The following is a 23,875-nucleotide window of genomic DNA, read 5'->3' as shown; positions in this document are numbered from 1 at the left end:
AAAATTCAATCTTTAATGAGTTTCTCGAAGATCAAAAGTTGAGACGACGACATGGCCGACACGTTTCTGGATTTTCTCGCTGATGAAACAATCCGGCAGGGACTGACCTGGCTGGGTGGCGGGCAGATGGTGGTCGCTGGCGGAGCTTGGACAGTGGTCAAACATGTTTGACCCGGCAATAAATCCCCTGAAAAGCCTGCCTCCGGTCCAGGCGCTCCCGCTGGAAATGACATTCTTGCGGATCGTTACGGCATGGCCTCCGAAGGCAATATCAGCGGCAACACGATCGACATCAAGAAGTGAGCGCTGGAGAGAAAGGTCGTGACAAAGCCGGGGCATCTTATCCTTGTGCTGGCCGTGATCGGCTGGGTCGGGACTGTTTCAGATGCCGTTGCATTCGGCGATAGCATAAGCGCGGATCGCTGTTCGGTGGCGGCCGGGGAAAATCTTTCCAACAAGGATATCCAGATCGTGTGCGGCATACCGCCTGAACTCGTTGAAAAACTCATCAAGGATAAAACCCTAAGCCTCAAAGAGCGCACCCAGGAACAAAAGGAGCTTCTGGCGCTGCTTCGCGGAAAGCTGAGCCTGAATGAGCAGCAGGTGGCGCAGGCGCTGGAGACAGTAGGCAAAGAGGCACCAGCACCGGAGAGGATTGGCGAAAAACTTATTGAAATTGCTGGCCAATACAAACGGTTGCAGGAGGACCTCAAAACCCGCCCTGATGATGACCCCACCATCGCGGCCAAGAAGGAACAGGCGCGCGAGGCGATCAAGAATGCCGATCTGGATGCCGCCGATCGGCTGCTAGACGAGATTATTACCGCCGAGGATGCGGCGCTGACCCGCCGGGCCTTACAGGCGGCTGAGACGATAGCGCAAAAGGCCGATGTCGCGCTGCTTCGCCTCAAGTATTCCGAGGCGGCCGATCTGTTTGCCCGCGCCGCAAAGCGTGTTCCAGATGGACATGCGGAAGTGCAAACTGGCTACTGGAAAAGACAGGCCTTTGTTCTTTATCAGCAAGGAGACGAACACGGCGACAATGGCGCCTTGGCGGAGGCAATACGTCTACGGAGGAAGATCCTTGATCGTCTTGATCGCCGCGCGCAAGGTGATGACTGGGCCGCGACGCAGAACAATCTCGGCAATGCGCTTCATACTCTCGGGGAGCGCGAGAGCGGCACGGCGCGGCTGGAGGATGCAGTAGAGGCCTATCGCGTGGTGCTGGAGGAATGGACCCGCGAGCGCGTGCCGCTCGACTGGGCCGCGGCCAAAATGAAGCTCGGCAATGCGCTTTCGACGCTCGGTCAGCGCGAGGGCGGCACAGCGCGGCTGGAAGAAGCGGTTGAGGCCTATCGCGTGGCGCTGGAGGAGCGGACCCGCGAGCGCGTGCCGCTCGACTGGGCCGCGACGCAGAACAATCTCGGCATCGCGCTTCAGACGCTCGGGGAGCGCGAGGGCGGCACGGCGCGGCTGGAGGAGGCGGTCGAGGCCTATCGCGCGGCGCTGGAGGAGCGGACCCGCGAGCGCTTCCCGCTCGACTGGGCCGCGACGCAGAACAATCTCGGCATTGCGCTTCAGACGCTCGGGGAGCGCGAGCGCGGCACAGCGCGGCTGGAGGAAGCGGTAGAAGCCTATCGCGCGGCGCTGGAGGAGCGGACCCGCAAGCGCTTCCCGCTCGACTGGGCCACGACGCAGAACAATCTCGGCAATGCGCTTCAGACGCTGGGGGCGCGCGAGCGCGGCACGGCGCGGCTGGAGGAGGCGGTCGAGGCCTATCGCGTGGCGCTGAAGGAGCGGACCCGCGAGCGCGTGCCGCTCGACTGGGCCGCGACGCAGAACAATCTCGGCAAAGCGCTTGAGACGCTCGGGGCACGCGAGAGCGGCACAGCGCGGCTGGAAGAAGCGGTTGAGGCCTATCGCGCGGGGCTGGAGGAAGGAACCCGCGAGCGTATGCCGCTCCAATGGGCCGCGGCCCAATTGAATCTCGGCAATGTGCTTCAGACGCTCGGGGAGCGCGAGAGCGGCACGGCGCGGTTGGAGCAGGCGGTCGAGGCCTATCGCGCCGTGTCGGAGGAATACACCCGCGAGCGCGTGCCGCTCTATTGGGCAATGACGCTGGGCAATCAGGGTGAAGCGCTCGGGATCCTCGCCGAGCGCCGACAAAATCTTGATTTGGCTGAACAGGCGCTGGACCAGATCGAACAGGCACGCGCCACCTTCGAAGCTGCCGGGCATACGCCCTATGCCGCCTATTATTCGAAACAGGCCGAACTGGCGCGGGCGCGGATCGAACGCCTGAAAGGCGGTGGCTGAGGGCAGTCCTCAACCGCTTAATTGCATCCCATGATATCTTTACATGGAAGATCTACGGTGACCGATACGAGGAAGATTTACTGGAGGGGCTGGACGCGCTGGAGGATTGAGTTAAGTCGCGTGCGTCGTCTGGCAGATAAGAGCAAAAGGTCATCGGCAGGCTTAGGCTCATTGGGCGACCTACACTTTGCCTGCGCCCCTTATCGCCTCCGCCTTCGCCTCCTCTAGGGCAATCGCCTCATCATACCAAAACCCGAACTCGCCCTCATCCATGGCATCGAGCGTGGCGGCATCCCAGCCGCGCTCGACCATGAAGAGGTGTTGTACTGGCGCCGACAGCCTCAATGGGCTGTCTTGCCGTTTCCCTCGTCACCGCCTTCAGTCTCAGTGCTACTGTCCTTGCCGAACACCTCACCGATCAGCTGCATGACATCGCCGGCCGGGACGAGTTCGGCCAGGTCTGTGATGGTGAGCTTTTCGCCTTCGAACATCACGGCCTCGGCCACGAATGCCGCCTGGGCTTTGGCGGTGTCGCCCTTGGCAATGCGCTGGGCGCGCATCCACAGGCCGTGATTGATCCAGTTTGGCACCGCGCAGGTCACACCGCTTTCGTCGAGGGTGACGCTGCGGGTGCCGGTATTGGCGTCCTTGTGGGCCTTCAGTTTGGCGCGGACGCCGGAAACTTCGGTCATGTCAGATGCTCCGTTGCGTTAGAAACTGGGGAAGATGCCAGCGCGCTTAACGCGGCCAGACGTCTTTGCCGTTGATCCGGTAGATGTTGTTCCAGGCGTCGAACTCGATGATCGGCACATCGCCGCCATAGACCGACTGCTTGAAGGAGGAGATGGAGATGTCGTGCTCCTGGGCGAGGTTTTCGCCAAGCTTGGCGGTCCGGCCACCCGTCTTCATCATCGAAAACCCGATATGGGTGACCAGGGTATGGGAGAGCGTGGAGCTTCGGCCTTCGCCGTCGAACACATCGACATAGGAATGAAGCTGCAGCTTGTTGATCTTCGTGGGGTTCAGGATCGAACGGCTGACTTCCTCGTCAAGCCATTCGAAGCTGATCTTGCCCTGGATCGACTGCACCGGCCGGCCGGGAAGCGTGAGCACCCCGATCATGCCGAGCGTCTGGTGTTCGATCTCGGCATGACCAATTTCCCCGAGATCGAGTTCGGCCACCCGGCCGCAGACATCCACCTCGTTGATGTAGCAGTCGGAGTCGGTGATCTGGCCAATCTTGCGTGCCATGGTTGGGCCTCCTTATGCCGCGAGCTGCAGGGCGTTGCTGATGAAAGCGGTATCGACGTAGCTGTCGATGGTGATGCGCTCCATGACCGACATGGGATGGCAGCGGAGCTTGTAATAGAAGCGGCCATCGGCGATCTGCTCGGCCGTGTTCTTCACACGATCGAAGCGGAAGTCGCCGCCATAGATGGCATTGCCGGTCTTGGAGCGGAGATAAGCGTTTACGCCTTCCTCGGCCGCCTCGACATTGGCCGGCGAACCCAGCCGATCGACATAGTTCATCGTGAAGAAGATGATGGCCTCGTGGATCATGTCCAGGATGCGCCGGGCATGGATGAAGTTCTCGACATGGGCAGAGGTCGGGAAGGCCGCGGAGCGATTGCCGAAAGCGCGATAGCCCGTCGCAAAGGACCGCATGCAGGTGACGATGCCGGCTTCGTTGAGGAAGTTGGTGTCGTTCTGGTAGTCCGAAGGATAGAAGTTGATCGGCACTTCGGTTCCAACGACGCCTTTGATCTCCCGGTTGGACGGGCTGTTGTGCCAGCCCTCTGTCAGATCGGTGGCAATAATCAGGCCGGCAAGCCTTGATGACAGCGGATCAAGCCGCGTCTCGGCTGCACCCGTCGTGTCCTCGATCTCGACATGGGGATAGGTCAGCACCACGCGGGCGCTTGAGGTGTTGGCGGTACCGGCCACGCCGCGCGCTTCCACAGCCTGCTGCTTGGTGAGACCGAGCGGGAGATCGCAGATGGCAATGGCGTTCAGGCGGGTGGCGACCACATCCATTTCCGTGCGCACCGTAGCCGTGGGCGAAAACCCCGGCGCCAGGAACAGCTTTGGAAAATAGCCGAAGCGGGAATAGCACTCATAGGCGCCCTTCAGCCCCGTGGCGACGCCGCCGGTGGAGATCACACCATTGATGTCGGTGGCCGTGACCTTGGAGGGGTCGGGTGCCGTGCCTTCCTTGTGGACGTCGGGATCAAAGACGTTGTTGACGATGATCGTGCCGCCGCCGCCCTGGTCGAAGATGGCATCGAGCGCGGCCGGGATCGTATAGCCCGCCTTGTGCTGGCCAAAGGCGGCGGCGCCCTCGGCCGGGGTGCGGATGATCACGCGATTATTGATGAAGGGCGCACGGGCCGGCGCGGTCGCATGCACGTCCTGGATGGGTGCGGTCCCGCAGAGATAGGTGACGGCCGACTTGACGTCGCGCACGACGGTTACGCCGTCCTTGTGTTCGATGACCTCGGGGCCGTGATGGAACGTTGCTGACATGGATCAGGCTCCTTCAGATACGACCGGCTCGGCGGCACCAGTCTCGGGCACCAGCAGCTTGCGTTCGATCAGATTTGCGATGATGGGATGTTCCTCCGGCAGGTCGCTGTAGGAGCGGCCGGGAAACAGGGTGCGGGTCTTTTCAACCGTTACGTCGAAGGACGTCACCGGGCCGTCGTAACGGTATGACTTCTTGTCGTTGGACTGCTTTGCCATGGCCTTGCCTTTCTTCAGGGGGAGATCATCGGCCGCATCAGGGCCGAGGGTTTGGGCATGTCGCGGGCGACGGCGGGGATCGGCATGGCGATGGTGATGGTCCAGCGCCAGACCCCGTCGCGCTCGTCATCAAGGGCATCGCGGGTGATCTCGGCCGGGCCGGCGCCAGCGAAGGTCGCGCCCTGGACGGCCAGCCTCACATCTTCAAGATGGCCATAGGCGCCGCCCTCGCCACGGAGCGAGCGGCAGAGCAGCACCAGGGCAAACGACATACGCCGCGCCTGGCTCTTGTTGGCCGGCCCCTTGGCGGACTGATATTGCGAGCCGGCATAATGGATCAGCAGCGCCGCCGGCAGCATTGCGAAGTCGTACTTCGCGGGATCATCCGGGAAGGCCTCGACCTTGCACTGGCCGCTAACGCTGACCTTCAAGTGCGTCAGAAGAGCATCTTCGACCTGTTCGATGACGAGTGGCGGGCGCGGATTGCGGAACACATCGACCATGATCACCAGCCCCGCAGCATGCGGCCGAGCGGTGACGGTGGGATGATCGCCTCAACCGACGTGCCGCCGGCCTCGCCATTGGCGGGCTCGCCTTCAATCGGCAGCTCGAACTTGCCGGTGGCCACCGCCTTGAAGCTGGAGATGGCGTCTTCGTAGCGCTTCAGCACCTCGGCCGAGACCTGGCTCTTGCCGCCCGATCGCGAGCGCAGGCGGTAGCGCGCGACATCTGAGATCAAGCCCTTGATCAGATCGTCTGTTGTCTCGGGCGTCAGGGTCTCGATGACGGGATAGCGGGCACGGGCATAACCAACCAGCAGCGTTTCGGCGAAGGCAATGGCTTCTTCGATCTTCGGCAGATCCAGCACACGACCATCGGCATCATTGAGATTGCCGATGCCGGCGATCTGCATCAGCTCATCAAGGCCAACTGATATCTTGAAGTCGTCAGTGCTGACAAAGCGCGTCATGGGGATGATCCAGCGTTGGGGAGTTGGCGGGACGGCGGTTGGAGATGCCGCCGCCCCGCCGCAAAGCGGCCCGGCTTGGGAGTTTTAGGGACGGGCCTACTTGGTCTGGGATTTCTGGCCGGCCTTGGGAGGCGGATCGGTAGGCGGCGGGGCGGTGGCCGCCTTTAACGCCACCTCCAGCGCCGCGATCGTCTCGGCGTCGGCCTTGGCGGCCGCCTCCAGGTCCGCGATCCTGGCATTCGCGGCATCAAGATCGGAGAGCGCCTGGTTCAACCGGTCCTCGGCCATGGTCTCGAAGTGATCGAGCGCCGTTGCCCAGTTGGCCTCGCGATCGGCGACGGCCACACGAACGGCCGCCTCGACTTCACCGGCCAGGAGCTCAGTCTCCGCGAAGCGAACGGGATTGATGACGCCCGAGGCGGCAAGCTGGAGCGCGACGGCTGCGGTGACGCTCACGGTCTTGCCTTCAGGCTCGCGCTTGCCGTCGATCTTGGCGGGACCGGTCAAGGTTACGGAGATCTTCTGGTCTTCCATGACGATCTCCCCGTTAAAGCGGCTAGCCGGCATTCTGGAACAGGAAGCCGCCTTCGGCTCCCGTCAGGATGGCGCGCCGCTCGGTCTTGGTCGGGTAAATCCAGCTGTCGTTCGACCGCTCGAAGTAGGGCTGCTCGACCTGCGGATAGCCGCGAAGCTCGTAGGTGTAGGCAAAGCTCGGCACCTGGAAATTGTCGCCGGTCTCGGGGACATAAGCGAGGATCGCATCGTCACCCCAGACGTCATTGGCGAGTGCGGCATCATCAGACGTTTCCGGCAGGAAGACGGCCGCCCCGATTACCACCCGCTTGATGTCGAAGTATGCGGCGATCATGTCGGTGGTGATCGAATCACGGCCGGTATACTTGAACTGCTCCTTGATCTTGGGATGGTTCTTCAGCGCATTGCCGGCATTGGGTCCCAGCGTCAGCGTGTTGGGATAGCGGCCGATCGAACGGCGGATGATCTCCTTCGCCGCATCAAAATCCGCCTTGGGATCACTGTTCGGATCAGTCCAGCGATCGGCACCCGTGAGCGCCAGCTTATGGTTGGCGTCGTAATTCCCCGCGTTGCGGGCGATGCCGGCCGCCTCGATCTCGTGGCCGAGATCGATGACATCGAGCACCATATTGACGGCGCCGGCCGCGAGATCGATGCCCGGCACGCTTTCGGCCTCTTCCTGGTGTTCGACCGGAACGACGCCCTCCAGCGCATCCTGCACCAGGGAGACCGGATCGGAGGCGTAACCGTACTGGATGCGCTTCTTGTCGGCGCCAGGCGCGCGGCGGGTGTTCATCGTCCGGAAGGCTTCCTTCCCGAACTTGATGACGCGCATCGAGCGGTTCGGGATGGTCACCTTGGGAAACAGCACCGTCGAGATGAAGGTGGAGTTGCGATAGCCGCGCGCATGGGTCGACAGGATCGGATCGATGACGGCGGCGGTACGGTTATTGAGAGCCTTGGGCATGGCAGGCGTTTCCTTCAGCGGACGAGGATATCGACGAACTCGCCATCGGCGGCGGCTGTCAGAGCGGTGGCGAAGACATTGGCGGGCGTAGCGCCTGCGACCTTGACCCCGCCTGCGGCGGCGCTGATCAGCTTGGCACCCTTGGTGACGACGCCACGGGCACGGACGCGGGCCACGCCCACCACCATGACGGCGGTGGGATCGCCGATGACGGTGCAAGGATGCTTGGCGACACCCTTGACCGGCGCGTCATCCGCCGTGACCTTGGCATCGTCGAAGCCGACGAGGTCGAGCGCCTCCCAGGTCGTGGTCGGGATCGCGGTCAGCGTCAGCACGTCGGTAAAATACTGCATGGCAGGGTTCTCCTTCAGGAAACGGCGCGCACGGCGGCGAGGTAGTCGGTGCCCGGATGGGCGCGCTGGTAATCGAGCGCCTTGTGATGGCGATCGAGCTGCTCGCGATCGACGGCATAGCCATCGGCCGCAAACGACGCGGCCTCGCTTTGGCCGCCCTCGGGCAGATCGAGCGCACCGAAGGAGACGACCTTGGGCTGTTCCTTCAACAGATCGCGGATCGCCTGGGCGACCGGCACGGCAGCCGCATCAGCGGCAAAGGAAACGGAAGTTTCGGCCGGAATGGCGTCCAGGATCGAAACCACCTTGTCCCTGGACGCGGCGATGATCCTGCCCTCGGTCACCAGGGCTTCGGCGAAGGTGACATTGTCGGCATGGGCAAGCTCACGCTCGCGGGCTTTGAGCCGCTCCTCACGGGCGGCAACATCGGCTTCGCGCGCGGCGAAGGCCGGATCGGGTTTGGTCAAGTCAGGCTCCTTCGTTTGGGGGGAAGAGAAAGCGGGCTTCGTCACTGCGGCCGGTTCGATCTCGGTCTCGCCGAGCCATTCCAGGCGGTAGGCCGGGAGCGCCTTGTCGGCCTCATCAAGGCCGAAGCGTTCGATGAAGAATTCCCGGAGCATGCGCAGGATGCTGGCCGTCTCCTCGAAACCGCGCTCGCCGAAGGCAGCGGAGAAGACGACCGCTTCCGTCTCCGGTCCGGAGAACTGGACGTTCTTCAGGCCCGTCACCGCCGGTGCGGCACCACCGAGGAAGCCGATATGTTTCGGATACCACGTGCCGGGCACGGGATTGGCAGCCGCATCAGGCCGATGGAAGGACAGCGACACCTTCTTGTAGTGCTTCGCCTCGACCGCTTCGGCAAAGGCCGGCGCGATTTCTCCGATCACGGCGAACAGCCGATCCGCCGAGGCATCCCATTCAAAGCTCTGCGCCCAGGCATAAGCAGGCGCATCGGTTGAGGGATGGCCGACAACAACGGGTGCCGGCGCGGTCTCGGGATCATAAGCATCGGCCACCGCCGCAAGATCGGCCGCCGAATAGGTGATCGGCTCCCCCTGCATCGGCGTGAACGTGCCGGTGCGGAACACTTCGATACGGGCGGTCTTGCCGGGATTGGACGTTGCAGCCTTGGTCATGCGGTCCTCAGTTCGGTAACTGAGGCGACCATGCGGGAGGTGCGAAAACAAAAAGACCGGACGTGGTGTCCGGTCAGTGTTGAGGTCCGCTGGAAGGCAACATGCGTCACGCGGAGGAGAGTTTCAAGCCCCGGTCGCGATTGCAATGGACGCTCGGCGACTGGATAGGCCCTCAGTCGAATTCTAACGGGGGTCTAACGGGGGGCGACGGCAAAGCGGGTATGGTGGGAAGGGTCAGGGTGCGAGAAGCGCGGTGGACGGTTTCGGAGATTTCGTTCGTTTAATCATCGCAACCATGTCAACGGTTGCCTTCAATTACTCTTGGATCAACTACAGTCTTGGAGGATTGGGGGTCGAACGCGACCGTTCGATGTGGGGGGTCGAACGCCGTAAGTCGACACTCAAACATCCGAGGCAGTCGTCTCGGTCAGGCCTGAGGCGGACATACGCGGCTCGTCAGTGAAGCGTCCCGGGACATGTCGGTTGAGATGAGTCCGCTTGATTTGCAATCGGGGCCATCTTCCACCCGCCACCAGATTAGGAGTCAGCCCTTATTACTATCTCTGTCCAGTACACGCTTCATTTACCATAACCGCAGTAGTTAACGGCGTTAGCCGCATATCTGTTTCTCGTTTTCGGCACTGATCCTGGACTCATGCGGAGATCGGTCACCGGTATGATTTGCAAGCCTTCCCGCCCCTCCTATTGCTCGATCTCACGAGCAAACTCGCGCGTAGCAATCCTTCTCATGGCATTGTTAGCCAGCACCGCTGCCGGGGGAAGCGCCTGGGCACAGTCCACTTGGGTCGGAAGCAATCCTGACCAGGACTTTTCGAACGGTGACAACTGGGACACCTCTCCGGTCCCACCAGGCGCGGGAGACCAGGCGATTATCACCACGGGTGTACCCGAGGTCGTCAACAACTATACGGTCGACACCCTGACAGTGAATGGCGGAAACCTAACGGTCACCGCCACGGGTGAGTTGACGGCTTTGGGCGGCGGTACCTTGAGCAATTCGGGCTCAATAATAGTGCAGGCCGGCGGCGTCCTCAACAGTGACATTAACCAATCAAGCGGTACCATCACCATCAGCGGTGACATGAACGGCGCTTTGACCCTCATAAATGGAACTTTGACCGTCAATGCCGGAGGAATTCTCAGTCAACTTACTGCGGGTGGTGGCACCGTAACTAACGCGGGAACGATCAATGTTGCCACGAACAACGGTTTGACCATCACCAATACAGGGACCGTCACGTCCCTGACTCAAACCGCCGGGACGTTTAACAACAATGCCGGCGGCACCATCTCTGGCACGACGACGATTTCAGGCGGTACCGTAACCAACGCCGGAACAGTTGGAGCCGTGACCAACAGCGCTGGCGCCACCTTCACCAATAGCGCCACCGCAGGCGCGGTCTCAAACAGCGGTACTGTCAACAATACCGGCACCATCGCATCGCTCAACCAGACCGCCGGCACCTTCAACAACAATGCCGGCGGCACCATCTCCGGCACGACGACGATTTCAGGCGGTACCGTAACCAACGCCGGAACAGTTGGAGCCGTGACCAACAGCACTGGTGCAACCTTCACCAACAGCGCCACCGCAGGCGCCGTCACAAACAGCGGTACCGTCAACAATAACGGCACCATCGCATCGCTCAACCAGACCGCCGGGACGTTTAACAACAACGCTGGCGGCACCATCTCTGGCACGACGACGATTTCCGGCGGTACCGTGACCAACGCCGGAACAGTTGGAGCCGTGACCAACAGCGCTGGCGCTACCTTCACCAATAGCGCCACCGCAGGCGCGGTCTCAAACAGCGGTACTGTCAACAATACCGGCACCATCGCATCGCTCAACCAGACCGCCGGGACCTTCAACAACAACGCTGGCGGCACCATCTCTGGCACGACGACGATTTCCGGCGGTACCGTAAACAACGACGGAACAGTTGGAGCCGTGACCAACAGCGCTGGCGCGACCTTCACCAACAGCGCCACCGCAGGCGCCGTCACAAACAGCGGTACCGTCAACAATACCGGCACAATCGCATCACTCAGCCAATCCGCCGGCACCTTCAATAACAATGCCGGCGGGACCGTCACCGACATCGTGTCGGTCTCGGGAGGTACACTAAATAACGCTGGAACCATAACCAATACTGGAAACGTTTCGTCGCTCAACCAGACCGCTGGGACCTTCAACAACAACGCTGGCGGCACCATCTCCGGCACGACGACGATTTCCGGCGGTACCGTGACCAACGCCGGAACAGTTGGAACAGTGACCAACAGCACTGGTGCAACCTTCACCAACAGCGCCACCGCAGGCGCCGTCACAAACAGCGGTACCGTCAACAATACCGGCACAATCGCATCACTCAGCCAATCCGCCGGGACCTTCAACAACAACGCTGGCGGCACCATCTCTGGCACGACGACGATTTCCGGCGGTACCGTAAACAACGACGGAACAGTTGGAGCCGTGACCAACAGCGCTGGCGCGACCTTCACCAACAGCGCCACCGCAGGCGCCGTCACAAACAGCGGTACCGTCAACAATACCGGCACAATCGCATCACTCAGCCAATCCGCCGGCACCTTCAATAACAATGCCGGCGGGACCGTCACCGACATCGTGTCGGTCTCGGGAGGTACACTAAATAACGCTGGAACCATAACCAATACTGGAAGCGTTTCGTCGCTCAACCAGACCGCTGGGACCTTCAACAACAACGCTGGCGGCACCATCTCCGGCATGACGACGATTTCAGGCGGTACCGTAACCAACGCCGGAACAGTTGGAGCCGTGACCAACAACACTGGTGCAACCTTCACCAACAGCGCCACCGCAGGCGCCGTCACAAACAGCGGTACCGTCAACAATACCGGCACCATCGCATCGCTCAACCAGACCGCCGGGACGTTTAACAACAACGCTGGCGGCACCATCTCTGGCACGACGACGATTTCCGGCGGTACCGTGACCAACGCCGGAACAGTTGGAGCCGTGACCAACAGCGCTGGCGCCACCTTCACCAATAGCGCCACCGCAGGCGCGGTCTCAAACAGCGGTACTGTCAACAATACCGGCACCATCGCATCGCTCAACCAGACCGCCGGGACCTTCAACAACAACGCTGGCGGATCCATCACAGGCGCTGTGACGGTGAACGCCGGTAGATTCGTCAATAACGGTTCTCTGCTGGGTACCATCCAGGTCGCAAGCGGCAGCGTCCTTAAGGGAACAGGCAGTTTCGGCTCGATCAACATTGCCTCTGGCGGCACGATCGCACCTGGCAATTCTATTGGCACCATGCGCTCGACAGGTAACCTCGTCTTTGCCACTGGCTCTTTCTATGAAGTGGAAGTCGATGCATCGGGCAATTCCGACAGGATTGATGTGAACGGTACCACCACGATCAATGGCGGAACGGTCACTGTGATTGCGGATTCGGGCAGCTATGCAAGTTCGACCGACTACCGTATCCTGACCTCGGCAGGCGGTATCTCCGGTCAATTCAGCTCCGTGACGTCAAACCTTGCATTTCTAGCTCCGAACCTGGTCTACGGCACCAATGCGATTACCTTGAACCTCAAGCGAAACGCAGTGAGCTTCAGCAGTGTCGGCATAACCCGGAACCAGAGGAATGTCGGTGCGGCCATGGATCGCCAAGCACGGGGAGCGGTCTATGACGGTCTGTTATCTCTGAGCGCGACTGGCGCAAGAGCAGCCTTCGACGCCCTGTCCGGCGACATCTATCCGTCGGTGGCGAGCGTCACCATCCAGCAGGGCGATCGTGTCCGCGATACGCTGAACGAGCGCATGGCCGCAGATGACGACAACCCTTTCTGGTCGGAGGCTTATGGCAGCTGGGGCCGCAATACCCTTGCCGGAAGCGGCGCATCGCCCGTCCGCTTCGGCAACGGAGGCTTACATGTTGGTGCCGATGCGGAGGCCTTCGACAACCTGCGATTTGGTGCGGCCGCCAGCTATGGCCATTCCAACATTTGGACAAACAATCACACTGCCGAGGCCATGGCAAACACCTATGAGGCCGCGCTTTATGCGGCTTTTGATCTCGGGGGGCTCGGTCTGCGCTCTGGCGTGTCTTACGCGCACCATGATGTCGATGTGGAGAGAACGGTACGCTTCGGTGGATTCTCAGATCAACTCGCCGGCCGATTTGCTGCTGCAACGGCACAGATCTTCACGGAGATCGGATACGAAATCGGCGTCGGCGACATAACGCTCGAACCCATAGCCAATCTGGCCTGGATTGACTATCGAAGCGATTCTGTGGTCGAAAACGGCGGTGCCGCACGACTTGCTGTCTCGGCTATGCATCAGCAGACGGGGGTCTCCCTCCTGGGCCTTCGCTTCGGCACAGAGAGCTCGGTCGATGAAATCCCCGTTCGATTGAGCGGCATGCTGGGTTGGCGCCACCATTTCGGCGACACGGCGCCCGTCGCTGGCATGAGCTTCGCCGGCGGCACACCTTTTGACATCAGCGGAGTGCCGGTTGCACGAGACTCAGGTGTCGTGCAGATTGCGGCCGGTTTTGCACTGACGCCGACAGCGTCGCTAGACTTCCTGTGGCGTGGCTCATACGCCGTCAAGCAAGTCAGCAACCAAGCCTCGCTACGTCTGGGAATCACTTTCTGATCCGCGTGACGTCCCTACGTATCGCAAAAGATGGTCACTTCCTGCGTGAATGACTTGCCTGATCCACGGGATCAGACAAGTCATTCCGCCGAAAACAAACCATAAGAACTAGCCCACCGGCGCCTTCCGCGCATACAGGGACAGGAACCGCATCAAACGGATCTTAACCACCTCAAGGAGTTCCGTCGCGTTTCGACCCGGCGTGGAACCACTCCTCCGCAATCGCTACCACCTCCGCCTCATCCTCGGCCGACATCCCCAGCACCGGCCGCGCCTCGATCGATTTTTTGATGTAACCCTTCAGCTCGCCGCCAAAATGCAGCATGGCCGCCTGGACGGCTGCCGTGCCGATCCGCACGTCGTCGTTGGTGGCGGCAACGTTAAACGAGCTGCGAAACGCCCCTGAGGCCCGCAGGATCGGGCCTGGCTGGTAACCGGCCGCCTCACGCTTGGCCAGGGTCACCGGCCGCAGACCAGCCCATTTCGTGCCATCGGGCGCTTCCTCATTGTCGAAGCGCTCGCCCAGCGCTGTCATGAGATGCTCGCCAACGTTCTTGAAGAAGCCCTGGCGGTTCTCCATACGGTCGATCAGCTCGCCAAGCTTCGCCCGCATATCCTTGTCGTGGATCCTGGCCTTGTAGCTGATGCCGGTCATTGGATTTCCCTTGGGTGTGGTGCTATATTTCTGGTGTCGGAGGGCGCGACCGAGCAATGGTCCAGCGAGCCCTTCGCGCAAAAGGCCGGATTGCTCCCGGCCTTTTACTTTTTCGGTCTGGCGAAGACGAGCTTGCCCACGCGTCGCTTGTCGATCTGCTCAAAATCCGCCTTGCCCTTTTTGTCGGTCGGGCCAAACGCGGTCACCGCCTCCCACAGCCGTTCGCCGATCTCGAACACGATCTGGATTGCGGTCTCGGGATCAACGCGCACATAGCGGCGATCGACGACCAGGTCGTCGCTTGCAACCTTTCTGGCAACGCCGACCCAGATCTCATCCGGCTCCATGAGGGTCTCCGCCATCATCGCCAGCAGCCTGTGACGACCGCGCTTAAACAGCTTGAACTCGCCCTCACGGTTGCGGAACAACTGGTCAGAGATCGGGATTCTCGTGCCGGTCACATCCTCGAACAGGACAGCCTCGCCGATATCGGCGCCGAAGGGATCGAGGAAGGCCCGCACATACGCCTCCGGCTCCAGCCCGTCCTGGAGCAACTCAGCCTTGAATGGCTTCGACGCCTTCACCAGATCGGCCAGCGGCTCCGCCTTGTCGATCGCCACCGCCATGCGCGGATCAGTGAGCAGCTCCTGGCCTTCATCCATCAGTGTCGAAGGTGTCAGCCCCCGTTCCCAGAGATCGCCAGGGATGTAATCCCAGCCATAGCCCACCCCCTGCGGCTTCTCGATCAGCTTTCCGGTCAGGGGATCGAGAGCCGGCTCCATCAATTCACCCGCCCATTCCTCAGGCTTAAGGTCGCGGCGCTTCAGGTCGCGCTCCGACAGGGTGCGAACACCGCAGGAGCAGAGGAAATCATTCGGCGGGAAATGATGGGTCCAGAAACCGCTGTCATGACGATACACCTTGCGATGCCATGCAAGGTGGCGCGGTCGCGGATTTTTCGGAGTGCGGGTCTCGCCGTGGAGATATTGCCAGTATGGCCGGAGCTTCAGAACGTCGGGATCGCGCATCTGCTTAAGCCGGCCGGCCATGTAGCTCGTGCGCATATTGGTCTCGAAGATCACGCGGGTTCGCCAGCCGCGCTCCCCTTTGTACTGCCAGCCATATTGCGCGACGATCCGGTCAAAGTCGGCCCGGAAGGTTTCGAGCGTGGTGCCCTTTTCCATGGCGGACGCTATCGCCGTCTGGAAATCGGAGAGCATCGCCGTGTCGGTAATGCCGGCAATGACGAAGGCGCGATCGTGAACGCCGCGCAGGGCATCGGTCCAGGCCTTTGTCGGCTTTGCCCGCTTCTGCCGGAAGAACTCGATCTGTTCCTTGAACGGCTGGTTGAAGACATCGGGGTCGGCAAACTCGTCCGCCTCCCCGCCATCCAGGAACACAGCCTCGCGACCCTGAAGCGCGGATAGTTCCAGCCCGTCGCCAAGCAGCTTGGCAAAAGCGGTCGGCGACCATTTGGCCGCGAGCGCCAACACGGCTTTCGCCGCCGCGTTAAAATCTGACGCATCGAGTGCCGCCTTAACGGCATTCAAACGCCTGTCGAAGTGCTTTTGGGCCAGCGCCTCGATCCGATCGGTGAGCGCCAGGACCGGATCGGGATCATCAGCGAACTCTAACGGCTGGTCTTTTTTTTTACGTCGATCGAGCCGAATAGCGCAGCAAATGCCGGGTTCTCCTCGGCGGCCTTGCGCAGGTCGCGGCCGGGCTTGCCGCCTTCCATGAAGGCAAAGCGCGCCTCGACCAGGGCGTCCACGGCCTTTTCCGAGAGATGGTCGGTGAGGTCGAAGCCGGTGATGTATTCGCGGGCGAAATCGTCGTCATCGATCTGGCCTGCTGTGCTCAGGATGTCGATCAGCGCCGCATTGGTCGCGGTTGCGGCATCCGCCTTTGCCTTGCGGGTTTCGGCCTTGGATTTCTCATTGGTCGGCCGCAGGCGCCAGACCGAGGGAATGCCCGCACCTGGGAAGTTATAGTCGACGACCCAGGTGATCAGCTGCTCGCGGAACGTATCCGACGACAGATCACCGTCGCTGTCGACCAGCAGGTCGAGCATATCGGCATGGGTCTCGGATGCGGCCCTGGAGCCGGCATTGCCAATATCGGTGGTCAGCGTCTCGCCGGTGACACAGATCGAGATCTGCTTGTCCCAATAGGATAGCCAATCCTGATACGACACTGATCCGGAGCGGGCAGCTTCCAGGAATTTGACGCCGGTCCCGACGGGCACCGCAATCGCAGCACTTGTCCTGACGCTGGCGAGATTGTTCAGAAGCTTGCGCTGTTCGTCCGACAGCATGCCATAGGGCGTTTCGGCAATCACGGTCGGCCCGGCGAACTTGTCGAGGAAGTGCAGCCAGAAGGCTACGCCCTCGCGCTTGAACAGCACAGCCCAGAACAGTTGGTATCCGAGGCCCAGACCATAGGGATTGTTGCCGACCACGCCACGACGATGGACGATGAACTTGCGATCGGGCAGCTCGATGCCGTCGCGCATGTTTGTCCAGGTCAACAGGCGCGGTTTCCAGTCCGGGCCGAATACGAAGCGCCGCTGGTCATGGCTGACGATGCGTTCCGGCTTGATACGGTTGCCGTCACGTGCCCAGACGATCTCGGAGACGGCAAAGCCCTTGAGCGTGGCGCCGCTGACGAGGTCTTCGGTGATGCGGTCGAAGGGCAAGGCGTTAAACACCTCGCGGACATAGTCGGCCGCCGCCACATCAAGCGGCTTGTCCGAGGCAGGCTCCACTTCCCATTCCCGCGCAACCAGGTGCTTGGCGCGCTTGTCGAGCATGGCAGAAGCATGGGTGTCCCGCCGGATCTCGTCATAGATCGCCAGACCCTTGCCGCCGCCGCGCTGGATCAGCGTATCGTCGGCATGCTGCAGCGCCCCCGAATAGAACGGGATGGTGATATCGTTGGCCGCGTTGGCAACAAGACCCTTCGCCTCGGCCGGCAGGTTCTTCCTGATATCCTCAACCGTGGCAAAGCTCGCGGGCTTCTGTTTGCTAGGTTTCTTGCGGCGGCTCACAGGCGGTAGTCTCCTAGTCTGTCTGATCCCGATGCCGTCGAGGTCATGACCCCGGCCGATGCGCTCGCGCCGCCCCCACCCGCATAGAACAGGGTGTTTTGCCAGAGCATGTCGAGGCAGTCAGGACCGTCGTCATGATCGGCGTCAGGCCATTGCTGCAACTGGTCGATCAGGGTCGTATGTAGAGCGTTAAACCGGATCAGCCCGGCTGTCACGGGCGGCTGAAGCCGCTCGATGCGCAGATCCTTGTCGGCATGGGGCGTGATCGGCACGGCCGAGATGCCGACGCCCTGGATGGCGGCGGTGCTCATCAACGTGGTGCGCAGGAACTCCTGAAACTGCACCGCCTCGACGAACCACAGCATGCAGCCGTAACGGCGCTGCATGGCGATGACGTCTGATACGATGATGTCAGGCAGACGCTTGCGAATGGAGGCTTCGACCAGATCCATCTTGCCGGTCAGCCGGTCAAAGCCGCCGATCAGGATGGCCGAGGGGTCGCGGCCCTTTGCGGCCTTGCCGAGCGAGGGATCAACGGCGCCAAAATAGATCAGGCCGGGATTGCTAACGCTCCAATAGATCAGCTTGCCGAAGGGATTGCCCTCGCTGATCGGCTTGTTCTGATACTCGGTCTGGAATGCATCGTGGCTGGCGGCCCGCTCCAGCATCAGCCAGACCAGCGGCTGGACGCTCGGCCAGTTCACGACCGCGCCGGCATCCATGTCCGCCTTGTTGCGATCATAGAACGCGCGCGCCTGGTCTTCGCCCTCGTTGTTGAAGACCTCCTCGAAAGCCTCCCATAGGTCCATGCGATCAGGCCATTTGACGATCGCCTGGAATTCCGTGACCTGCCAAACCGGCGACTTTGCCGCGCGCACCAGGACGGCATCATGGTGCAGCACCGTGCCGACCCAGATCACTTCCATCGAGCCATCGGGCGGGCCGACCTTCAGCGCCGCGCGGTTGATCCAGTTCTCCAGCTTCTTGCGCTGTTCGGGCGATCGAACCGCCTCGTCGTTCTCAAGATCGTCGAAGAACATCAGGTCGGGACGATAAGGACCATGACGGCGGCCGCGCACCTTCTGCCCGGCGCCAAGACCTTCAATGCGGATATTGGTGCGCGTCACCATCTCGCCTTCGCGCCAAACGCGGCCCTGGCCGCAGACATCGGGGAAGTCATAAGCCAGACGCGGGTTCGTGGTCAGTTCGGCCTTGATCGCCTCGATCAGGAGGGCTGCCTGGGCATAGACGTCGCAGACCTCAAGCACATAGCGCTTCAGTCCCCTGACGATGCAATAGAGGGCAAAGCCGAGGGAAAGATGCGTCGATTTGGACGAGCCGCGCGGCGCGATGAACAGGTCCTTGACGCCCTTTGGCGATGCCAGGATCTCGGGGCAGCGGGCGAAGATATGCTTATGGAAGAGGCTATGCTCGCCGCGCACATAATGCGGCAGGTAAGTTTCCATGAAGAACTGAAACCCGTCATCGGCATGCGCCACAAGAGCGAGCCGCTCGGCCTTAGCTTTGGGATCGGCCGGGAACGCCGAAACCGAAAGCTCGATCCAGCGCGAGAAATCGCTCGCCATGTCGGCAAGCGATTCCCGGAATTCCTTGGCGCTGACGGAAGCCTTGAGCTGCGGCCGCTTGCTCATGAGGTATAAAGCCCGGCCAGCCGTTCGCCGAAGGGTTCGATGATCTCCAGGATGACGGCGGCATGCTGGGGAAAGTGCTGGCGCACGAAGTCCAGCAGATGGCGCATCACGTCCTGGGCAACGCCAAGCTCCGATATCTTCGGTGCGAGCTTGCCGGCCGAAGCGGTCATCTTGGTCATGGCATCGGCGAGCGCCACCAGGTGCTTCACCTTCTGGTCCATGGTCAGCTCGCCGTTCTTGATCTCCTCAAGCAGCGCCTGGGCCATGATCATGAAGTCTTCGACGACGGACGACACGACGGTCTCGATGCCTTCGCCGGCGATGATCGAGGCCGAGCGGGCCATGTCCCAATCATCGCCAGCGGCCTTGGCGGCCTTCTTCCAGCGCCCGAACGTTGCCTGGGAGATGTTGAGCGCCATCGAGATCGTCGCACCCGTCATCCGGCGATAGACATAATCAGAGCGGGCCTTGCGGCGGATATCCTGTTCACTTGCCATTGGCGCCAGGGCCTTTCCCGATACCGAAGATATCCTTGATGAGCTGGGGCGGATTGGCAGAGGCCTGCTTCAGCCAGAGGATCAGGTTGCGCCCGGTGATCCCATAGGCCGCCGCCACCGCATAGCCCCAGGAGCCGGGATTGTCCGACACGCCAATGAGGCTCAGCGTCAGTTCCGTGGCGACGGTCGCGACGAAGACGCCCGCGATGATCGAGCCGACCGCCGTAAAGATGTCATGTGATCGCCAATCGAGCGCGACAGAAATCACGGCCGCGACGCCAGAAGAAATCAGCGTCGCGACCTTCAGGCCAAAGATGGTTTCCGGGCCGGTCATCGGCGCCCCCTGATAGCTGCGGCAATGGCGCTGATGCCGTTACCGACCGCCTGGATGCCAAAGAAGGAAAGGAGAATGGCCCCCTGCCATTCATCGAAGGGAGCCGGGAATTTGGGGATGCGCCAGCCGAACGAGAAGCAGGTGTCGAGCGTGACGAACAGGAGATGAATGGTGAAGCAGGCCGCGATCACGAAGGTGATCACGCGCATTTCCCAGAAGCCGGCCGAGGCCAGCCGGATTTCCCGAGCGGATCGCGCCGCATCGAGCTGCCGGTTGATGTCGGCGATGGCGGCATCAGCCACAAGGCGACCCTGATCGGTGTCCGCCTGCAGCTTCAGTTCATAGGCACGGGTCAGGGCCGAGGCGAGATCGCCGCTCAACCAACGAAACAGGGCAGCGATCATGCATGACCCTTGATGCGGTTGACCGACCAGCGGCCCGACAGGAACATATAGCCGGCGCCGGCACCCAGAAGCAGAACGAGGGCAGCGATGCCAAATCCCCAGGGATTGTTGACGCCGAGCAGCGCCGACATTCCGGCCGTGCCGACCGTACCACCGAGAAGGCTCATGACGGTGGAGCTTTCGGCCGGCTTCACGTCGTCGGCGATTGCCGCCTCCGGCAGTGCATCGGCGGCATCGACGGCTCCTCGCGCGGCCTCGATCGCGTCGAGGAATGCCTTGTGATAGGTGGCGATCAGCTTGGCCTTATTGCTGCCATTGACGATCGCGCGGGCGCCGACCGGATCATCGGTGTTGTGGCTGAAGAAGTCGCCGAGCTTCTTGCCCGTAAACAGTCCCTCGGCCATGCCGACAATGGCGATGCGCGCTCCGATCACTGGATCAAGCGTCTTGGCAGGGTTTTTCACCAGATCGACGCCGAGCCGCTGGCCGAGCTTGAGGTAGTTCGCCTTGTGGGTGATCTGGATCTGCCCACGGCCAAACCAGCCCTCCCGCCAATAGGGTGTCTTAACGCTTGAGAGCTTGCCGGCTTTCCAGGCCTTTTCCAGATTGGCAATGGCCGCCTTATCCGTGGAGGCGAAGGTTTCCCGCACCGGCAATATGCGACCGCCCGTCTCATGAAACACCTGGGCGAGGATATTTGCGAGCCACCTGTGGTCGGTGAGCTTGAAATACTCCCAGGCGTCGAGGATCGCGTTAACGCCGTCGATCTGGCCCTGGGTCAGACGGCCGCCAAACGGCGCGCGGCGGATATAGGCGAAGAAGGTGGTGGGGTTTTTGATCGGTGACATGACGCCTCGCGAGCGATTGGAAGACTGCGAGACAGTTACGCGTATGCGCAAACAAAAAGACCGGACGTCAGGTCCGGTCTGGGGCAATGTCGAAGAGATCGGGCTGGTTGCTGGGCGGCTTGTTGGCCATCCGCCTCACATGGCGCTGACTGACGCCGAGCAGCAAGGCGATTTCCCGTCGTTCCTTGCCGGCCTCCTGAAGCTTCAGGACATCGGCGCGGATGGAACGAACGGCACGGCCATGCGGAACATAGATGGCGTTCCCAGACAGGAACTCACATAGCGCGCTTCCGTCCTCCTTGCCAAGGGTCTGGATGACGTGATGATCGTCCCCAGGCCGCTTCGGAAACTTGATCTCTGCCCCGCCATAGGTTTGGATCAGCTTCAACGCCACGCCGATGCCCAGCGTCTCGGCGACGTCTCGCAATGACTTAGGCAGGTCGCTGATGGCAACAAGCGACGGGCTCATGATGCCACCCTGGCTTTCCCACGCGCTTCCATCGCCTTCAGGGCATCGATCACCTTGCTGGCCTTGCCGTAGTCGAGCGTGTCTGGATCGACCGCGATCTTGGTATCGTCTAGGAAGAGGATGCCACGGCAAAAATTGCGAAGCGCCTGGCGCGATCCGTCGTCAATCACGCCGAGCGTGGAGCACGATTTCCACAGCGCGTGGATCATGCGGATATAGGGCTTCGTGGACGGCGGCAGGGTCTTGCCGCCCGTTTTGACGCGGAAGCCGAGCCGCTTCAGCTCGTCGAGGACGGCGATCCGCTGGCGGTCGGACATGGCACGAAGCGAGCTGATGCCCGTGACGCGCACATAGAGAGCCCTGATGCTGTCCTCGTCCATGGCGAGTTGCTGGCGGGCGATGTTGATGATGGCGACGGTGTTCATCCGATGGCCTCCGCCCGCGTGGGGGGTGGTGGCACAGGCGCCCGGCATTCGGGCGAACGGCATGATGCCTTCGGAACATCTATTGTCTTGGCTTTTGCATACCGAAAGCCAAGAACCAGAAAAACAAGCCTCCCAGCAGTCCCGGCGCGGCGAGAAAAGTTGCATGACCCATCTCCAATACCGACCCGTCGGCGAGCAATCTCAAAAGCGCAAGAGGCAACACTGAAATGAGGGCACCGGCTATGCCGCAAACGAAAGGAGTTAGGGGAATGTGTTTCTTCAAAAAAAGAAAAGCCGGTACGCCAAACAATAGGGTTGCGATGTAGCCGTAGCTGGCAAAAGCCAACCATAGAGCCAGCGCCAGAGCCACCCCACCTGTGCTTCCAAACAAAAATGGAAATGCCAGGATGAGAGCAGCGCATGCGGGTGCAATAATAAAGGCAAGAATTGTCCTTGTCACAGATGGGGCCATCTTCATTTCCGTAATGTGCTGACAAAAACAGACTAATCACGTCTACACTTCGAGCGGTTAACGATGAATTCTGCAAGCTCAAGCCATAGTTCATGCCGCACCGTCCATATCCGCCTTCGGCAGAACCAGCGCGACAAAATGTGCCGGCGTGAACATCCGGGTTCGATGAGGGTGTGGGGGCGGTCGTCTCAAGCGCTGCCGCGTAGGCCTGAGTAAATGACGGAGCGAGAGGCTGTAGGGTCATGGCACCTCAGCCCCTCACCTGCATTACATTCGGCGCGTCTATTTCCGCCGGCTCAATGATGAAATCCTCGCCGGCCGACCGGATGGTGACGCCCGACACCAGTCGCGCCTTATCCGGATCAGCGAGCATGGCTTCCTTGTTCACCTCCTCCTTGACGCGGAAGAAGGCAGTGAAGCCGAGCTTCTTGCAGGCCTCGATCACGGTCTCGACGCCTCGGATGGTGACGCTCGGCGGCCGCGCTTTCCACCTGATCTGGCCGGTTCCGAAGTCATGGAATTTCACCTTGCCGTCATTGGTGAGCGCAAGGCGGTTGGCCTCGCACCAGACCTGAAGGCCGCGCTGGTGTTCGGCGAGTTCCGCCATGGCATCGGCGGTATCGCGCTCCAGCTTTTCGCCGGCCAGGCGCACGGCCTCGTCGGCGAGCGCCTTGTGCCGGGCGATCTCGCGGTTAAGCGTGCCGATCCGGCCGATGGCAAACACGGCATCTTCACGTGACTGCGGCACACGGGAGATGGCTTTGGTCTTGTTCTTCTTTGCGGGCTTCATGGCAGGTCCTTTCAAGCAATGTCAGGCGCAGCAGGCGAACCGGCCGACGGAAAATTCAGGTGAATGACGTTGGTGAGTGCGGGCGCCACCTGTTCGGCCGGCGCCTCGGCAGCCGGCTCGGCCGGATACAATCTGGCTTCCATGTCGACGGCCTCTTCCCGGCAGCACGACAGCAACCGGGCTACGGTCGCGACGGTATCGGCCGGCATCGGCTGATTGTTCTCAGCGAAGAACTGATGGTGGCGCATGATAAGCGAAAGGAGGGCTGAGACCTTAAGCATGGCGCACCTCCCGTCCGCCGATCTCGATCACCGGCATCGACATCAATCGGCCGTCGAGGGCGACATGCGGCCGGCCGGTCAAATACTGGATGCGTTCCTCCATGTTCCGCGCCTCCATTTCGAAGGCCCGGAGCGTTAGGATCAGGCCAGCCGGATCGTCATGGCTAATACCAACGTGCACGGATCATGACCGATGCGCCCAATCGCGCGTTCCGATGGACATGATCTTCCACGGCTGATCGACGAGCCTGTTCCAAGCGCGGCAGCATTGATCGACGATGTCGTCGTAGTCCTTGAAGACGCGGTTCG

At 61.3% G+C, this 23,875-nt stretch carries 25 protein-coding genes and 1 pseudogene; 2 read left to right on the top strand and 24 right to left on the bottom strand.

Features of this window, described 5'->3' with window-relative positions:
* Nucleotides 1-321: 321 nt before the first annotated feature.
* Nucleotides 322-2,316, top strand: coding sequence for a tetratricopeptide repeat protein (locus tag B9A97_RS18325; RefSeq protein ID WP_084366860.1), 1,995 nt, complete (start codon nucleotides 322-324; stop codon nucleotides 2,314-2,316).
* Between the two features lie 341 nt (nucleotides 2,317-2,657).
* On the opposite strand, the gene B9A97_RS18320 is transcribed toward B9A97_RS18325, so the two are convergent.
* The 10 genes from B9A97_RS18320 to B9A97_RS18275 all read right to left on the bottom strand — a co-directional run bounded on the left by B9A97_RS18320 (nucleotide 2,658) and on the right by B9A97_RS18275 (nucleotide 9,015).
* A complete protein-coding gene (locus B9A97_RS18320) occupies nucleotides 2,658-3,008 on the bottom strand; it encodes a hypothetical protein (RefSeq protein WP_084366858.1) in 351 nt (116 codons plus the stop codon).
* A gap of 46 nt (nucleotides 3,009-3,054) precedes the next feature.
* Entirely contained in the window at nucleotides 3,055-3,567 is a 513-nt protein-coding gene (locus tag B9A97_RS18315; protein ID WP_084366856.1) for a phage major tail tube protein, read from the bottom strand.
* A 12-nt stretch (nucleotides 3,568-3,579) separates the two neighbouring features.
* Entirely contained in the window at nucleotides 3,580-4,839 is a 1,260-nt protein-coding gene (locus tag B9A97_RS18310) for a phage tail sheath family protein (protein ID WP_084366854.1), read from the bottom strand.
* Nucleotides 4,840-4,842: 3 nt separating this feature from the next.
* Nucleotides 4,843-5,055, bottom strand: a complete 213-nt coding sequence (locus tag B9A97_RS18305) for a hypothetical protein (protein ID WP_084366852.1) — start codon at nucleotides 5,053-5,055, stop codon at nucleotides 4,843-4,845.
* Nucleotides 5,056-5,069: 14 nt separating this feature from the next.
* Nucleotides 5,070-5,558, bottom strand: coding sequence for a Gp37 family protein (locus B9A97_RS18300; RefSeq protein ID WP_084366850.1), 489 nt, complete (start codon nucleotides 5,556-5,558; stop codon nucleotides 5,070-5,072).
* Nucleotides 5,559-5,560: 2 nt separating this feature from the next.
* Nucleotides 5,561-6,025, bottom strand: a complete 465-nt coding sequence (locus B9A97_RS18295) for a phage protein Gp36 family protein (protein ID WP_084366848.1) — start codon at nucleotides 6,023-6,025, stop codon at nucleotides 5,561-5,563.
* A gap of 96 nt (nucleotides 6,026-6,121) precedes the next feature.
* Entirely contained in the window at nucleotides 6,122-6,559 is a 438-nt protein-coding gene (locus B9A97_RS29820; protein ID WP_084366846.1) for a hypothetical protein, read from the bottom strand.
* A 22-nt stretch (nucleotides 6,560-6,581) separates the two neighbouring features.
* Entirely contained in the window at nucleotides 6,582-7,526 is a 945-nt protein-coding gene (locus tag B9A97_RS18285; protein ID WP_084366844.1) for a major capsid protein, read from the bottom strand.
* 14 nt (nucleotides 7,527-7,540) lie between these two features.
* Nucleotides 7,541-7,879, bottom strand: coding sequence for a capsid cement protein (locus B9A97_RS18280; RefSeq protein WP_084366842.1), 339 nt, complete (start codon nucleotides 7,877-7,879; stop codon nucleotides 7,541-7,543).
* Between the two features lie 14 nt (nucleotides 7,880-7,893).
* A complete protein-coding gene (locus B9A97_RS18275; protein ID WP_084366840.1) occupies nucleotides 7,894-9,015 on the bottom strand; it encodes a hypothetical protein in 1,122 nt (373 codons plus the stop codon).
* Nucleotides 9,016-9,763: 748 nt separating this feature from the next.
* On the opposite strand from B9A97_RS18275, the gene B9A97_RS18265 reads away from it, so the two are divergent.
* Nucleotides 9,764-13,693: an autotransporter domain-containing protein gene (locus B9A97_RS18265; protein WP_179145331.1), complete on the top strand. Its 3,930-nt coding sequence runs from the start codon at nucleotides 9,764-9,766 to the stop codon at nucleotides 13,691-13,693.
* A 172-nt stretch (nucleotides 13,694-13,865) separates the two neighbouring features.
* On the opposite strand, the gene B9A97_RS18260 is transcribed toward B9A97_RS18265, so the two are convergent.
* The 14 genes and pseudogenes from B9A97_RS18260 to B9A97_RS29485 form a co-directional block, all read right to left on the bottom strand.
* Nucleotides 13,866-14,348 (bottom strand): phage virion morphogenesis protein, encoded by a 483-nt coding sequence (locus tag B9A97_RS18260; RefSeq protein ID WP_084366835.1) that lies wholly within the window; start codon nucleotides 14,346-14,348, stop codon nucleotides 13,866-13,868.
* 104 nt (nucleotides 14,349-14,452) lie between these two features.
* Nucleotides 14,453-15,898: a PBECR2 nuclease fold domain-containing protein gene (locus B9A97_RS18255; RefSeq protein ID WP_084366833.1), complete on the bottom strand. Its 1,446-nt coding sequence runs from the start codon at nucleotides 15,896-15,898 to the stop codon at nucleotides 14,453-14,455.
* A gap of 80 nt (nucleotides 15,899-15,978) precedes the next feature.
* The gene (locus B9A97_RS18250) at nucleotides 15,979-17,394 is read right to left on the bottom strand and encodes a phage portal protein family protein (protein WP_084366831.1); all 1,416 of its coding nucleotides are present in this window, start codon (nucleotides 17,392-17,394) and stop codon (nucleotides 15,979-15,981) included.
* Nucleotides 17,391-19,046 (bottom strand): phage terminase large subunit, encoded by a 1,656-nt coding sequence (gene terL, locus B9A97_RS18245; protein ID WP_084366829.1) that lies wholly within the window; start codon nucleotides 19,044-19,046, stop codon nucleotides 17,391-17,393. Before terL ends, B9A97_RS18250 begins: the two co-directional genes overlap by 4 nt.
* Nucleotides 19,043-19,543 (bottom strand): DUF1804 family protein, encoded by a 501-nt coding sequence (locus B9A97_RS18240; protein ID WP_084366827.1) that lies wholly within the window; start codon nucleotides 19,541-19,543, stop codon nucleotides 19,043-19,045. The genes terL and B9A97_RS18240 overlap by 4 nt, the downstream gene beginning before the upstream one ends.
* The gene (locus B9A97_RS18235; RefSeq protein ID WP_084366825.1) at nucleotides 19,533-19,877 is read right to left on the bottom strand and encodes a hypothetical protein; all 345 of its coding nucleotides are present in this window, start codon (nucleotides 19,875-19,877) and stop codon (nucleotides 19,533-19,535) included. The genes B9A97_RS18240 and B9A97_RS18235 overlap by 11 nt, the downstream gene beginning before the upstream one ends.
* Nucleotides 19,874-20,281 carry a hypothetical protein gene (locus B9A97_RS18230; protein WP_084366823.1) on the bottom strand — a complete coding sequence of 136 codons (408 nt, stop codon included), beginning with the start codon at nucleotides 20,279-20,281 and terminating at the stop codon, nucleotides 19,874-19,876. The genes B9A97_RS18235 and B9A97_RS18230 overlap by 4 nt, the downstream gene beginning before the upstream one ends.
* Complete coding sequence (locus B9A97_RS18225) at nucleotides 20,278-21,129, bottom strand: glycoside hydrolase family 19 protein (protein WP_084366821.1); 852 nt, start codon at nucleotides 21,127-21,129, stop codon at nucleotides 20,278-20,280. The genes B9A97_RS18230 and B9A97_RS18225 overlap by 4 nt, the downstream gene beginning before the upstream one ends.
* 67 nt (nucleotides 21,130-21,196) lie before the next feature.
* The gene (locus B9A97_RS18220) at nucleotides 21,197-21,598 is read right to left on the bottom strand and encodes a helix-turn-helix domain-containing protein (RefSeq protein ID WP_084366819.1); all 402 of its coding nucleotides are present in this window, start codon (nucleotides 21,596-21,598) and stop codon (nucleotides 21,197-21,199) included.
* Nucleotides 21,595-22,023 carry a regulatory protein GemA gene (locus B9A97_RS18215; RefSeq protein ID WP_084366817.1) on the bottom strand — a complete coding sequence of 143 codons (429 nt, stop codon included), beginning with the start codon at nucleotides 22,021-22,023 and terminating at the stop codon, nucleotides 21,595-21,597. Before B9A97_RS18215 ends, B9A97_RS18220 begins: the two co-directional genes overlap by 4 nt.
* Before the next feature lie 79 nt (nucleotides 22,024-22,102).
* Nucleotides 22,103-22,495, bottom strand: coding sequence for a hypothetical protein (locus B9A97_RS18210; protein WP_084366815.1), 393 nt, complete (start codon nucleotides 22,493-22,495; stop codon nucleotides 22,103-22,105).
* Between the two features lie 250 nt (nucleotides 22,496-22,745).
* Nucleotides 22,746-23,285, bottom strand: coding sequence for a host-nuclease inhibitor Gam family protein (locus B9A97_RS18205; protein WP_084366813.1), 540 nt, complete (start codon nucleotides 23,283-23,285; stop codon nucleotides 22,746-22,748).
* A gap of 11 nt (nucleotides 23,286-23,296) precedes the next feature.
* The gene (locus tag B9A97_RS18200) at nucleotides 23,297-23,566 is read right to left on the bottom strand and encodes a hypothetical protein (protein ID WP_084366811.1); all 270 of its coding nucleotides are present in this window, start codon (nucleotides 23,564-23,566) and stop codon (nucleotides 23,297-23,299) included.
* A gap of 184 nt (nucleotides 23,567-23,750) precedes the next feature.
* Nucleotides 23,751-23,875, bottom strand: a pseudogene (locus B9A97_RS29485) (IS630 family transposase); the annotation flags it as partial.

Source organism: Rhizobium sp. RU36D, from assembly GCF_900176345.1.
GTDB lineage: Bacteria > Pseudomonadota > Alphaproteobacteria > Rhizobiales > Rhizobiaceae > Allorhizobium.
The sequence above is the reverse complement of the archived record's forward strand: the minus strand, read 5'-3'. Positions and strand labels throughout refer to the sequence as shown.